This window comes from Brevundimonas sp. PAMC22021 (assembly GCF_019443405.1).
Classification (GTDB): Bacteria; Pseudomonadota; Alphaproteobacteria; order Caulobacterales; family Caulobacteraceae; genus Brevundimonas.
Map to the genome: position 1 here is coordinate 1,852,940 of NZ_CP080376.1, position 13,371 is coordinate 1,866,310.

Consider the following 13,371-nt stretch of genomic DNA (forward strand, 5'->3'; position numbering starts at 1 on the left):
GGATCAGGCGGCCTGGGCCGGATGGGCGCCCGCCTGCGGCGCGTTCAGCCAAGCCATGCGCTGGCGCAGCGCCTGTCCGACAATCTCGATGGGCTGTTCGCTGTCGGCCTTGACCAGGGCGTCATAGGCCGGCTTGCCCGTCTCGTTTTCGGCGATCCAGTCCTCGGCGAACTTGCCGCTCTGGATGTCGGCCAGCACCGCCTTCATCCGCTCGCGGGTGTCAGCGTTGATCACGCGCGGACCCGATGAGACCGAGCCCCACTTGGCGGTTTCCGAGATGAACGCGTTCATCTTGGTGATTCCGCCTTCGTAGAACAGGTCCACGATCAGCTTCAGCTCGTGCATGCACTCGAAGTAGGCGATCTCCGGCTGATAGCCGGCCTCAATCAGGGTGTTGAAGCCGCTCATCACCAGCTCCTTGGCCCCGCCGCACAGCACGGCCTGCTCTCCGAACAGGTCGGTTTCCGTCTCTTCCCTGAAGCTGGTCTCGATCAGGCCGCCGGTCGCGCCACCGATGCCGCGCGCATAGCCCATCGCCCGATCCCGCGCCTTGCCGGTGGCGTCGTGCTGAATGGCGAACAGGGCCGGCACGCCGCGGCCGCGCGCGAACTCGCGTCGCACCAGATCGCCCGGCCCCTTGGGCGCGACCAGGATCACGTCCATGTCCTCACGCGGCGCGATTCGGCGGTAGTGAATCGAGAAGCCGTGGGCGAACAGGATGGCCGCGCCCGTTTTGGCGTTCGGTTCGACGATCGTCCTGTATATCTCCGCCTGCACCATGTCCGGCGTCAGGATGGCGATGACGTCGGCGCCGCGGACGGCGTCCGCAGGCTCGGCGGTCGGCACGCCGTCCTCGTTCGCGTGACGCCAGCCCTTGCCGCCATGGCGAACGCCCGCGATCACGTCGTGGCCGCTGTCCTGCAGGTTGCGCGCATGGGCCCGCCCTTGCGAGCCGTAGCCGATGATGGCGATGCGCTGGCCGGCGATGGCGCCCGGTCGAATGTCGTCGTTGGTGTAGATGGTGATGGCCATGGCTCAGGCTTCCTCATGGGTCTGGATAGGAGCCGGAACTTGCGCCGGCGGCGGGTTGGGGATGGTGACGGCGCCCTGGGCAGCCGAGGCCACGCTGGCGCGGTATTTGGCGAAGACGCCGCGCGCTTCTTTCAGTGGCGGCGCGACATGGGCGGCGCGGCGCGCCTTCAGGTCGGCGCCGACATCGATGCGGCGATTGGTGACGTCGATGGTGATGCGGTCGCCGTCGCGGATCAGGGCGATAGGACCGCCGACGGCCGCCTCCGGCGACACATGGCCGGCGACAAAGCCGTAGGAGGCGCCCGAGAAACGTCCGTCAGTGATCAGCGCGACATTCTCGACGCCCCTCCCCTTCAGGGCCGCCGTAACCTGCAGCATCTCGCGCATGCCGGGGCCGCCTTTCGGCCCCTCGTAACGGATGACGATCACGTCGCCCTCACCGACCGAGCCGTCCTGCACCGCGTGAAAGGCGTCCTCTTCGCAGTCGAAGACGCAGGCCGGTCCTTCGAACCGATCGACCTTGTGCCCGGTCAGCTTGATCACCGCGCCGTCGGGCGCGACATCCCCGTGGATGACGGCGTAGGAGCCCCTCGCCATCACCGGCGCGTCAAAGCTCGCGACGACTTCTTGCCCCGGTGTTTCCTCCGCTTCGGAGGCTTCGACGAACAGGCTGCGGCCGCTGACGGTGGGGGTGTTCACGATCTTGCCGGCCGAGGCCATGCGCTGGGTCACCAGACGCGTCCCGCCGGCCGCGAACAGGTGCGAAGCCAGGAAGCGCCCGCCAGGCTTCAGATCGCAGATCACCGGCGCCTCGACGCAGGACTGGTGGCAATCCTCGATGCCGAAGTCGATCCCAGCCTCCGCAGCGATGGCCGTCAGGTGCATCACCGCATTGGTTGATCCGCCGGAGGCCGACACCGCGACGGCGGCGTTCTTCAGGCTGGCCCGAGTGATGTATTTGCGCGCGGTGTCGCCGGCGAAGACGCGCTCGACAATCAGCCGTCCGCAGCGTTCGCCCTCGGCCGCCTTGGCCGGATCGACGGCGGGCACGTCGTTGGCGCCCATGGGGCTGATGCCCATGACGGACAGAGCCATGGCCATGGTGTTGGCGGTGAACTGCCCCCCGCAGGCGCCGGCGCCGGGGCAGACGGCGCTCTCGATCGCCTTCAGGCCCTCATCGTCCAGCGTCCCGGCCGAATGGGCGCCGATGGCTTCGAACACCTCCTGCACCGAGACCTCGCGCGTCCCGATGACGCCCGGCATGATGGTGCCGCCGTAGTAGACCAGACCTGGGATATCCATTCGCGCCAGGGCCATGGCCGCCGCCGGGATGGTCTTGTCGCAGCCGACGATGCAGACCACCCCGTCCAGTTGGTGCCCCTCGATCGCCAGTTCGATGGAGTCGGCCACGACCTCGCGAGAGATCAGCGAGGCCTTCATCCCCGCCGTGCCCATGGAGATGCCGTCGGTCACGACGACCGTGTTGAAGTCGACCGGGTAGCCGCCGGCCGCTGTGACCCCGGCGCGCACATCCTTCGCCAGACGATCCAGGTGCATGTTGCAGGGCGTTACCGTCGACCAGGTGTTGACGATGCCGATCATGGGCTTGTCGAAGTCGGCGTCCTGCATGCCCGCCGCGCGCAGATAGGAGCGGGCCGCCGCCCGGTTCGGGCCTTGCGTCACCGCCGCGCTGCGCGCGTTGGGCGCCTTCTGCTGAGAGGTAGAATATTGCGTCATCGGTCTGGTTCGTTGTCGAACCGCCAAGCACGAAAAACCCCGCTTCCTTTCGGGAGCGGGGTGGGTGCGGGGCGATCCTGTTGAGTGGGTTCAGGTCACGTGCATCCACGCCGCTTGCGTAAGCAGGCCAAGAAGTACGAGCGAAATGACCGCAGACAGGCCTTCTGCAGGCGCAAATGCACGAACGGCGCGAACCGCTATTGCGGTCTGGCGGTTCATTGATGCGGTCGCGCGAATGGCCACGGCGGGCTCCTGTTCTTCCGGAAGGTAACCACACCGACAGACAGCGCACAAGCGCGCCGCGCAATAGTTTTTCTCTTCTGCCCGAATAGCCGCTCTTCGCCAGCATCTTCTCACCGCAAGCTCGACCACGCAGTCTCATGAGCCATGACGATCACGGCGCTCCAGCGATCACGCCTCGTTACAGCCACGCACTTGAAACGCGCTCCAGTGCGTTCCATTGAAGCCTCGACATCAAGCTCGGCTTCAGGAGAAACCCATGACCGTTCGCGTCGCCATCAACGGCTTCGGCCGCATCGGCCGCCTTGTTCTTCGCTCCATCGCCGAGCACGGCCGCCGCGACATCGAGGTGGTGTCGATCAACGACCTGGGGCCGGTGGCGACCAACGCTCACCTGCTGCGCTACGACTCCGTGCACGGCCGCTTTCCCGGCACTGTCGAGAGCGGCGACGACTGGATCGACGTGGGCCTGGGCAAGATCAGGGTCACGGCCGAGCGCGATCCGGCCAACCTGCCGCACAAGGACCTGAGCGTCGACATCGCCTTCGAATGCACCGGCATCTTCACCTCCAAGGAGAAGGCCAGCGCGCACCTGACCGCCGGCGCCAAGCGCGTGCTGGTCTCCGCCCCCGCCGACGGCGCCGACAAGACCATCGTCTACAAGGTCAACCATGAGACGCTGACCGCCGACGACATCATCGTCTCCAACGGCTCGTGCACCACCAATGCGCTGGCGCCGGTGGCCAAGGTCCTGCACGACCTGTTCGGCATCGAGCGCGGCTACATGACCACGGTGCACAGCTACACCGGCGACCAGCCGACGCTGGATACGATGCACAAGGACCTCTACCGCGCCCGCGCCGCCGCCCTGTCGATGATCCCGACCTCCACCGGCGCCGCCAAGGCGTTGGGCCTGGTGCTGCCGGAGCTGAAGGGCAAGCTCGACGGATCGTCGATCCGCGTGCCGACCCCGAACGTCTCCGTCATCGACTTGAAGGTCGTCGCGGGCCGAGAAACCTCGGTGGACGAGATCAACGCGGCGCTTCAGGCGGCCGCAGACGGTCCGATGAAGGGCGTTCTGGCCACCACCACCGATCCGCTGGTGTCCAGCGACCTGAACCACATCGCCGCCTCCTCCACCGCCGCCCTGCCCCAGACCCAGGTCGTCGATGGCAAGCTGGCGCGCGTGCTGAGCTGGTACGACAACGAATGGGGTTTCGCGACGCGGATGAGCGACACCGCCCTGGCGATGGCCAAGCTGATCTGACCCGCCTCTCCTCCCCATGCAGATGGGGAGGGGGACCACGATGTGGTGGAGGGGTTCGTTCCGCACGCAAGCCCCTCCGTCTGGCCGCCTGACGGCGCCGCGCCACCTCCCCATCGCTGCGCGACAGGGAGGAGAAGGAAAGCACCATGACCTTCCGCACTCTCGACGACGCCACGGACCTCGCCGGCAAGACCGCCCTGGTCCGCGTGGACTTCAACGTGCCGATGGAGGGCGGCAAGGTCACCGATGACACCCGCCTTCGCGTCGCCCTGCCGACGATCGAGCGCCTGCGGAACGCGGGCGCCAAGGTCGCCCTGCTGGCTCACTTCGACCGTCCCAAGGGCGATCGCGTGCCGTCGATGAGCCTGAAGCCGGTGGTCGATGATCTGGAGCGACTGCTGGGCGCCCCGGTTCGCTTCGCCGAAGACTGCGTGGGTGACGAGGCCAGGGCTGTGATCGCCGATCTCGACGCGGGCGGCGTGGCGCTCTTGGAAAACGTCCGCTTCCACAAGGGCGAGGAGAAGAACGATCCCGCGTTCGCGCAACAGTTGGCGGCTCTCGGCGACCTCTATGTCAACGACGCCTTTTCGGCCGCCCACCGGGCGCACGCCTCGACGGAAGGCCTGGCGCGCCTGCTGCCCGCCTATGCCGGCGAGTCGATGAGGCGCGAACTTGAGGCGCTGGACAAGGCGCTGGGCAGCCCGATCAAGCCGGTGCTGGGCATCGTCGGCGGCTCCAAGGTCTCGACCAAGCTGGACCTCCTGAAGAACCTGGTGGGCAAGCTCGATCAGCTGGCCATCGGCGGCGGCATGGCCAACACCTTTCTCTACGCCCAGGGCGTGGATATCGGCGGCTCGCTCGCCGAAAAGGACATGGCCGACACCGCGCGCGAGATCATGGCCGAAGCCGAGGCCAAGGGCTGCGAACTGCTGTTGCCCGTCGATGTGGTGGTCGCAACAGAGGTCAGGCCCGGTGTCGACGCCCGCGCGGTCAAGGTTGGCGACGCTCTGTCGGCTGACGACAAGATCCTGGACGCGGGCCCCGAAACCGTCGCGCGCTTGACCGCCGCCATGGACGCCGCCCGGACTCTGATCTGGAACGGCCCCCTCGGCGTGTTCGAGGTTCCGCCCTTCGACGCCGCGACCGTCGCGGCCGCCAAGCATGCGGCGGAACTGGCCAAGGCCGGCAAGCTGACCGCGGTTGCTGGCGGCGGCGACACGGTGGCGGCGCTGAACCACGCGGGCGTGGCCAACGACATGACCTTTGTCTCCACCGCCGGAGGCGCCTTCCTGGAGTGGATGGAAGGCAAGCCCCTGCCCGGCGTCGAGGCCCTGCGCGCCTGAGCTCCGGCTGTAACATGGCGTGACTTGGAAGCTCGGCGGGTCTAGAACATCGGCCAATAAAAAGACCTGCTCAGGAGACCCCGATCATGGCGCGCATCACGCTGCGACAGCTGCTCGACCACGCGGCCGAGAACGACTACGGCCTGCCGGCCTACAACATCAACAACATGGAACAGGGCCTGGCGATCATGGAGGCGGCCGAGGCGGTCAACGCCCCTGTCATCATCCAGGCCTCTCGCGGCGCGCGCTCCTACGCCAACGACATCGTGCTGGCCAAGCTGATCGACGCGCTGGCGGAGCTCTATCCGAACATCCCGGTCTGCATGCACCAGGACCACGGCAACGGCCCGGCCACCTGCGCCACCGCCATCCAGTACGGCTTCACCTCGGTGATGATGGACGGCTCGCTGATGGAGGACGCCAAGACCCCAGCCTCCTACGAATACAACCTCGACGTCACCCGTCGCGTCACCGAGATGGCGCATAGCTGCGGCGTATCGGTCGAGGGCGAGCTGGGCGTGCTGGGTTCGCTCGAGACCGGCATGGGCGAGGCCGAAGACGGCCACGGCTTCGAGGGCAAGCTGGATCACTCCGAACTGCTGACCGACCCGGATCAGGCGGTCGAATTCGTCGCCGCCACCAAGGTCGATGCGCTCGCCATCGCCATGGGCACCAGCCACGGCGCCTACAAGTTCACCAAGAAGCCGGATGGCGACATCTTGGCCATGCATGTGATCGAGGAAATCCACCGCCGCCTGCCCGACACCCACCTGGTGATGCACGGCAGTTCTTCCGTGCCGCAGGACCTGCAGGACATCATCAACCAGTACGGCGGCCAGATGCCCCAGACCTGGGGCGTGCCGGTCGAGGAGATCCAGCGCGGCATCAAGCACGGCGTGCGCAAGATCAACATCGACACCGACAACCGCATGGCCATCACCGGCGCGATCCGGAAGGTGCTGATGGAAAAGCCGGGCGAGTTCGACCCCCGCGCCTATCTGAAGCCGGCCAAGGAAGCGATGCGCAAGCTCTGCATCGAACGCTATCAGCAGTTCGGCTGCGAGGGCATGGCCGACAAGATCAAGCCCTTGTCCACCGCCCAGATGGCCAAACGCTACGCCTCGGGCGAACTCAACCCGCACTTCCGCACGGCGGCGTCACAGGCCGCCTAAGCTTCACGGACGGCCTTCGGGTCGCCCGTCTTCGTTCGGGCGTCCGCGCGTGCTAAGCGCGCCGGCGTGACCAACGCCTTTTTCGACGACGATGATCTTGCCCGAGAGCGGCTGGACGCGAGGATCGACGCTCCCGGCGTCCGCCTCGACAAGGCCTTGTCGGACGCCTTTCCCAGCCTCTCCAGAGCCCGCCTCCAGGCCCTGCTGGCGGAAGGCGCCGTGACCCGCGACGGGCTGCCCGTCAGCACCGGCTCGGCCAAGGCCTTGCCCGGCCTCTACGCCGTCGCCCTTCCGCCCATCGCGCCGGCCGATCCCCAGCCCGAGGCCATTCCGCTGGTCGTGCTGTTCGAGGACGCCGACCTGATCGTGGTCGACAAACCCGCCGGGATGGCCGCCCACCCGGCGCCCGGTTGCGAGACGGGCACCCTGGTCAACGCCCTGCTGCACCACTGCGGCGCGTCCCTGTCGGGCATTGGCGGCGTGGCGCGCCCCGGCATCGTCCACCGGTTGGACAAGGACACCTCAGGCGTCATGGTCGCCGCCAAATCGGACCGCGCGCACGCCGGCCTCTCCGCCCTGTTCGCCGCCCACGACATTGAGCGCACCTACATCGCCCTGACCCGCGGCGCCCCATCGCCTCCGCGGGACCGCATCCTGACCCGCATCGGCCGCTCCAGCGGCGATCGCAAGAAGATGGCCGTACTGCGCGTCGGCGGGCGAGAGGCGATCACCGACTATGTCGTCCAGCGCACCTTTGGTCAGCCCGCCAAGGCATCGGGCGCGCCGCTCGCCGCCCGCGTGGCCTGCACGCTCCAGACCGGCCGCACCCATCAGATTCGCGTGCACCTGGCCTCCAGAGGCGCGCCGCTGCTGGGCGACCCCGTCTATGGCTCCGGCAGCCCCGCCGCGCCCGTTCGCGCCGCTATCACCCAGGCCGGCCTTGCCCGCCAGGCTCTCCATGCCGCCGTGCTGGGCTTCAGTCATCCGGTGACGGGTGAGGCCTTGCGCTTCGAGACCGATCCGCCTGCGGACATGCAGCGCCTCGAGCACCTGCTGACGGCGCTCTAATACCTGACCTCTCCACTCGGTCTTGAACGGCAACAGAGACTGTGCTAGAAGCACGGCTCATCCAAGGCGAGTGGCGCCGGGGATACAGTCACGCTTTCGTGTGACCATCCGTCCCTAAAAAGGTCGGCAACCCATCGCTACTTGTCCGGTTGAGGGGAGAGGCGTCGGCGCACAATCGGTGGCCGGGGTCGAAGCGCCCGCTCGCACTATCTTGGTCGGAGGGACCGTAATGGCCGCCAACAGCTCGCTCACCATCATGTCGCCCGAACAGGGCCTGTCGCGCTATCTCACGGAAATCCGCAAGTTTCCGATGCTGACCAAGGACGAGGAGTTCATGCTGGCCAAGCGTTGGTCCGAGCACCAGGACCCTGAGGCCGCGCACCGTCTCGTCACCTCCCACCTGCGCCTCGTGGCCAAGATCGCCATGGGCTATCGCGGCTATGGTCTGCCGATCGGCGAAGTCATCTCCGAAGGCAACGTCGGCCTGATGCAGGCGGTCAAGAAGTTCGATCCGGACAAGGGCTTCCGCCTGGCCACCTACGCCATGTGGTGGATCCGCGCCTCGATCCAGGAATACATCCTGCGCTCCTGGTCGCTGGTGAAGATGGGCACCACCGCCGCCCAGAAGAAGCTGTTCTTCAACCTGCGCAAGGCCAAGAGCCAGATCTCGGCCTTCGAGGAAGGCGACCTGCATCCCGAACACCTCTCGGCCATCGCCACCAAGCTGGGCGTGTCGGAGGAAGAGGTCACCAACATGAACCGCCGGCTCGGCGGCGACGCTTCGCTGAACGCGCCCTTGCGCGCCGACGGTGAAAGCGAATGGCAGGACTGGTTGGCCGACGACACCGCCGTCTCGCAGGAGACCAAGCTAGCCGAGGACGAAGAGCGCGGTCTGCGCATGGGCCTGCTTCAGGAAGCGATGGAAGAGCTGACCGACCGCGAAAAGCACATCCTGACCGAGCGTCGCCTCAAGGACGATCCGGTGACGCTGGAGGAACTGGCCAGCCAGTACGGCGTCTCTCGCGAACGCGTGCGCCAGATCGAGGTCCGGGCGTTCGAGAAGCTGCAAAAGGCCATGCGCGCCGCTGCAGAAGAGCGCAATCTGGTCGACGCCTGAGTGTAGAAGCGCGCGGGATCAGCCCGCGCGCGTCTGCGGCACCGGCGCGCTTAGCGCCAGGATCGCCCCGATCGGCTGGGCCAGACCATCCTTGGTCACGCCGCCCCCGCTGAGATAGGCGTCCAGTCCGTTCGCCGCGATCGCCAGATTGATGTCGCCGGTGCTGGCCGCCAGCGCCTTCAGCGTATCGACCTGCTGCTTGACCGCACGGGCCGCCTGCATCGGGTCTTGATTGAACTGGGCGAGTGCGGCCGCGAGGATGCGCAACGCCTGGGTTTTTGGGTCGATGGTCGTTTCATTCGACGCCGCATCGGCCTTGCGCTTGCGCGCGCCGGCGTATTCCCCCGAATTGAAGCGGCGCCGGTCGGGTCCGACATAGCCGACGGCCTCGATCCACGGCCGAGCCTTCAGTGCGACGTTCTCGATGCGCTTGAACAGGTCGCCGGCGGTGAACGGCTTGCGCAGAAACTCATGCACCCCGGCGTCTCGCGCGCCCTTGATCGAGCTGGCGGTCGCATCGCTCGTCACCATGATCACCGGGGCCGTCCGGCAGATCATGGACGAGCGCCGCAGTCGCCGCGTCAGCGTCTCGCCGTTCAGCGTCTCGCCCCGCCGTTCGGTGAACACCATCCCCGGCTCGACGTCGCGCAGCAGTTCCAGCGCCCGTTCCTCATCGCTCTCGATGAAGACCTCGCGCGAACCGATCACCTTCATGATGTCCATCAGCAGCCGCGCCGACGCCGGATTCGGGTCGGCGATCACGATCCGCCGGATGGACGGAGCGATCCGGTTCAGCGTCTTGGGATCGGCGGCGAACAAGCGGGACTCCGTGGCGACAGATCGCTCACGCTAGTCCCGCCAGGGTTAAGATGGCCTTGAGCGCCGCCGCTCGTCTCACCCCTGGAAGGGGTCGTGCATCAGGATGGTGTCGTCCCGCTCAGGGCTGGTCGACAGCAGCGCAACCGGCGCGGCGATCAGTTCCTCGATCCGGCGGACATATTTGATCGCATTGGCCGGAAGGTCCTTCCAGGACCGCGCACCTTGGGTGCTTTCGGACCAGCCTTCGATCGTCTCATAGATCGGCTCGGCTGCGGCCTGGTCCTTCATGCCGGCCGGCAGATAGTCGAACTCGCGCCCGCCGATGCGATAGCCGACGCAGATTTTCAGTTCCTCGAACCCGTCCAGCACATCGAGCTTGGTCAGGGCGATGCCGTGGATGCCGTTGATGGCGATCGACTGTCGCGCCAGCACCGCGTCGAACCAGCCGCAGCGACGCGCCCGACCCGTGACCGTGCCGAACTCGCGCCCGCGCTCGGCGATGCGCTTGCCGGCCTCGTCGAACAGCTCGGTGGGGAACGGCCCTTCGCCCACCCGCGTGGTGTAGGCCTTGACGATGCCAAGCACATAGCCGACCGAACGCGGCCCCAGGCCCGATCCCGCCGCCGCCTGCCCCGCCACCGTATTGGACGAGGTGACATAGGGATAGGTGCCGTGATCGACGTCCAGCAGCGTGCCCTGCGCGCCTTCGAACAGGATGCGTTTGCCGTCGCGGTACGCCTGATCCAGCATGCGCCACACCGGCTGGCTGGCGAACGGCAGCACCTTGGGCGCGATGGCCAGCAGCTCGGCCTTCAGGCTGGCGACATCCACTTCCGCCAGGTCCAGCCCGCGCCGCAGCGCATTGTGGTGCGCCAGCAGTCGTTCGATCTTGGCGTCCAGCGCTTCCGGGTCCGACAGGTCGCCGACACGAATCGCGCGCCGCCCGGCCTTGTCCTCATAGGCCGGGCCGATGCCCCGTCCGGTGGTGCCGATCTTGGTCTGACCGGCCTGGGCCTCGCGCGCCTGATCCAGGTCGCGGTGCAGCGGCAGGATCAGGCAGGCGTTGTCCGCGAGCGTCAGCAGTTCGGGCGTGATCTTCACCCCTTGCGCCTCGATCCGTCCGATTTCGTCGATCAGCGCCCAGGGATCGACCACGACCCCGTTGCCGATCACCGACGGCTTGCCTTGGACCACGCCGCTTGGCAGCAGGCTCAGCTTGTAGGTGACGTCGCCGACGACCAGCGTGTGGCCCGCATTGTGCCCGCCCTGGAACCGCACGACCCAGTCGGCGCGGTTGGACAGCCAGTCCACGATCTTGCCCTTGCCCTCGTCGCCCCACTGAGCGCCGACCACCGCCACGTTCGCCAAGACCGTTCTCTCCGCACTTGATGCGGGCGCAGCCTATAACCGGGGAATCGGGCGGTGTCCTCCCAAGCGGTCGGATTTATCCGACCTCTGACACCGCAGTCTGGAACGACCACTCCAGCCAGGGGGTGGCGGCGCGTACGTCGGCCGTCTCGACCGTGCAACCGCACCAAAGGCGCAGGCCCGGCGGCGCGTTCCTGTGCGGCTCCATGTCGAACACGGCGCCCTCGCCTTCCAGCAGCGCCTTGAACCGCGTCACGAACGCCTTCTGCGCCTTGGCGTCCAGGCTTTCCACGCGCGCATCCGTGAACTTCAGGCAGACCGAAGTCGTGGATCGGATTTCCGGCCGCTCCGGCAGGAAGTCGATCCAGTCCGTCCGCTCCACCCACTCGGCCAGCGCGGCGTAGTTGGCGTTTGTGCGCCGGATCAGCTCGGACAGGCCGCCGACCGACTTCGCCCAATCCAGCGCGTCGATCCAGTCTTCGATGGTCAGGATCGAGAAGGTGTTGATCGCCACGCCGTCGGCCAGCGAACGATCAAAACCGTTCTTGTCGGCGATCCGCAGCACCTTAGGAATCGCCCGATCGGGACGATAAACGTCCAGCCGCTCCACCGCCCGCCGCGACAGCGCCATGACCCCGATGCCCGCCTCGCCGCCCAGCGCCTTCTGGAAGCTGAACGTCACCACATCCAGCTTGTCCCACGGCAACGGCATGGCGAAGGCGGCCGAGGTTGCGTCGCAGACCGCCAGCCCCTGTCGGTCCGCATCGATCCAGTCCGCATCCGGCACCCGCACGCCCGACGTGGTGCCGTTCCACGGGAACACCACGTCTTTCGACCAGTCCACGCGCGACAGGTCGGGCAGCTCGCCCCAAGGCGCCTCCAGCACCTCCGGCTCCAGCTTCAGGTGATCGCGCACATCCGCCGCCCACGTCAGGCCGAAGTTCTCATAGGCGATCACCTGCACGCCGCGCGCGCCCAGCATGCCCCACAGAGCCGCCTCCACCGCTCCGGTGTCAGACCCGGGCGTATAGAGCATGACGTAATCGTCCGGCACCTCCAGCACCTCGCGCGTCAGCCTCAGGCCGTGCGCGAACCGCTCCACCACCTCCGGCGCCCGAATGCCGCGGCCCATCAACTTCGTCGGCAGGCCCTCGAGCGCATAGTCCGGCCGCTTGGCCGTCGGCCCGGCCGAAAACCACGGTCGTTCGGGCTTGGTCTGGGGCTTGTCGATCACCCTCATTGCCCCGGCTGGTACGGCCGCTTGTCACGCCAATCCTCGGCAAAGCGCACCAGCGTCTCGTCCGGCGCGTCTGGCAGCGTCACCATCAGCCGCGCCAAGAGGTCGCCGCGTCGTCCGCCCTCGTGAGCCCCGCGCCCTTTCAGCCTCAGCACCCGGCCCGAGTTCGAGCCCTTGGGAATGGTCATCGACACCGCGCCCTCTGGCGTCGGCACGCGCACCTTGCCGCCCAGCACCGCATCGGGGACCGATACCGGCAGGTCCATCACCAGATCGGCGCCTTCGCGCCGGAACAGCGGATGCGGCGCCAGCCTCAGTTCGATCAGGGCGTCGCCGGCCTCGCCGCCGCGCCCCGGCCCGCCCTGACCTTTTAGGCGGATGGTCTGGCCGTCGGTCGCGCCTTTCGGGATGGTCACGTCCAGCGTGCGCCCGTCCGAGAACTGGATGCGCCGCGTGGCGCCGGCGATGGCGTCTTCCAGGCTGATCTCCAGCGTCGCCCGCACGTCCTGACCACGCTGCGGCCCGGCTGGTCGGCGTCCGCCGCCTCCGAACATGCCGAAGATTTCGTCCAGATCGACGCCTTCGAAGTTGGCGCGACCGCCCGGCCCGCCTTCGCGGCCGAAGCCGAACCCGCTCGATCCGCCCTGTCCGAACGGACTGCCGCTGGCCCGCCCGCCGCCAAAGCCGCGGAACTGCTCGTTGCCGTCCGCATCGATGGCGCCCTGGTCGTATTTGGCCTTCTTGTCCTCGTCGCCCAGGATGTCGAAGGCGGCGGTAATGCGCTTGAACCGGTCTTCGGCCGGCTTGTCGCCCGGGTTGCGGTCGGGATGCAGCTCCTTGGCCAGCTTCCTGAACGCCTTCTTGATCTCCTCGGGAGAGGCGGTTCGGGACACGCCCAATTCCTTGTAGGGATCGCTCGCCACGCCGTCTGTCGCTCCGCAAAGATAGGAAAGCCAAGCCGTCAGTTAAGC

Annotated in this window: 11 protein-coding genes; 5 read left to right on the forward strand and 6 right to left on the reverse strand. The window is 67.4% G+C overall.

Annotated elements, in window-relative coordinates; translation table 11 throughout:
* Window positions 1-3 precede the first annotated feature (3 nt).
* Complete coding sequence (gene ilvC, locus KY493_RS09080) at window positions 4-1,032, reverse strand: ketol-acid reductoisomerase (RefSeq protein ID WP_219896041.1); 1,029 nt, start codon at window positions 1,030-1,032, stop codon at window positions 4-6.
* A 3-nt stretch (window positions 1,033-1,035) separates the two neighbouring features.
* Window positions 1,036-2,769, reverse strand: a complete 1,734-nt coding sequence (locus tag KY493_RS09085; RefSeq protein WP_219896042.1) for a dihydroxy-acid dehydratase — start codon at window positions 2,767-2,769, stop codon at window positions 1,036-1,038.
* Between the two features lie 499 nt (window positions 2,770-3,268).
* On the opposite strand from KY493_RS09085, the gene gap reads away from it, so the two are divergent.
* The 5 genes from gap (at window position 3,269) to rpoH (ending at window position 8,976) form a co-directional block, all read left to right on the forward strand.
* The gene (gap, locus tag KY493_RS09090; protein WP_219896043.1) at window positions 3,269-4,276 is read left to right on the forward strand and encodes a type I glyceraldehyde-3-phosphate dehydrogenase; all 1,008 of its coding nucleotides are present in this window, start codon (window positions 3,269-3,271) and stop codon (window positions 4,274-4,276) included.
* A gap of 146 nt (window positions 4,277-4,422) precedes the next feature.
* A complete protein-coding gene (gene pgk / locus KY493_RS09095; protein ID WP_219896044.1) occupies window positions 4,423-5,619 on the forward strand; it encodes a phosphoglycerate kinase in 1,197 nt (398 codons plus the stop codon).
* A gap of 86 nt (window positions 5,620-5,705) precedes the next feature.
* Window positions 5,706-6,791, forward strand: a complete 1,086-nt coding sequence (gene fba, locus KY493_RS09100; protein ID WP_219896045.1) for a class II fructose-bisphosphate aldolase — start codon at window positions 5,706-5,708, stop codon at window positions 6,789-6,791.
* 66 nt (window positions 6,792-6,857) lie between these two features.
* Window positions 6,858-7,859 (forward strand): RluA family pseudouridine synthase, encoded by a 1,002-nt coding sequence (locus KY493_RS09105; protein ID WP_219896046.1) that lies wholly within the window; start codon window positions 6,858-6,860, stop codon window positions 7,857-7,859.
* A gap of 229 nt (window positions 7,860-8,088) precedes the next feature.
* The gene (gene rpoH / locus KY493_RS09110; protein ID WP_219896047.1) at window positions 8,089-8,976 is read left to right on the forward strand and encodes an RNA polymerase sigma factor RpoH; all 888 of its coding nucleotides are present in this window, start codon (window positions 8,089-8,091) and stop codon (window positions 8,974-8,976) included.
* A gap of 18 nt (window positions 8,977-8,994) precedes the next feature.
* Here rpoH and KY493_RS09115 read toward each other — a convergent pair whose 3' ends face one another.
* The 4 genes from KY493_RS09115 to KY493_RS09130 form a co-directional block, all read right to left on the reverse strand.
* The gene (locus KY493_RS09115; RefSeq protein ID WP_219896048.1) at window positions 8,995-9,795 is read right to left on the reverse strand and encodes a two-component system response regulator; all 801 of its coding nucleotides are present in this window, start codon (window positions 9,793-9,795) and stop codon (window positions 8,995-8,997) included.
* Between the two features lie 75 nt (window positions 9,796-9,870).
* Window positions 9,871-11,163, reverse strand: coding sequence for an adenylosuccinate synthase (locus tag KY493_RS09120; RefSeq protein WP_219896049.1), 1,293 nt, complete (start codon window positions 11,161-11,163; stop codon window positions 9,871-9,873).
* A gap of 76 nt (window positions 11,164-11,239) precedes the next feature.
* Window positions 11,240-12,403 (reverse strand): phosphoserine transaminase, encoded by a 1,164-nt coding sequence (locus tag KY493_RS09125; RefSeq protein ID WP_219896050.1) that lies wholly within the window; start codon window positions 12,401-12,403, stop codon window positions 11,240-11,242.
* Window positions 12,400-13,323 carry a DnaJ C-terminal domain-containing protein gene (locus KY493_RS09130; RefSeq protein ID WP_219896051.1) on the reverse strand — a complete coding sequence of 308 codons (924 nt, stop codon included), beginning with the start codon at window positions 13,321-13,323 and terminating at the stop codon, window positions 12,400-12,402. Before KY493_RS09130 ends, KY493_RS09125 begins: the two co-directional genes overlap by 4 nt.
* Window positions 13,324-13,371 lie beyond the last annotated feature (48 nt).

Excerpts from the sequence above, each read along its gene's own strand:
- ilvC (WP_219896041.1), bottom strand. The coding sequence starts at position 1,032 with ATGGCCATCACCATCTACACCAACGACGACATTCGACCGGGCGCCATC.
- KY493_RS09085 (WP_219896042.1), bottom strand. The coding sequence starts at position 2,769 with ATGACGCAATATTCTACCTCTCAGCAGAAGGCGCCCAACGCGCGCAGC.
- gap (WP_219896043.1), top strand. The coding sequence starts at position 3,269 with ATGACCGTTCGCGTCGCCATCAACGGCTTCGGCCGCATCGGCCGCCTT.
- pgk (WP_219896044.1), top strand. The coding sequence starts at position 4,423 with ATGACCTTCCGCACTCTCGACGACGCCACGGACCTCGCCGGCAAGACC.
- fba (WP_219896045.1), top strand. The coding sequence starts at position 5,706 with ATGGCGCGCATCACGCTGCGACAGCTGCTCGACCACGCGGCCGAGAAC.
- rpoH (WP_219896047.1), top strand. The coding sequence starts at position 8,089 with ATGGCCGCCAACAGCTCGCTCACCATCATGTCGCCCGAACAGGGCCTG.
- KY493_RS09125 (WP_219896050.1), bottom strand. The coding sequence starts at position 12,403 with ATGAGGGTGATCGACAAGCCCCAGACCAAGCCCGAACGACCGTGGTTT.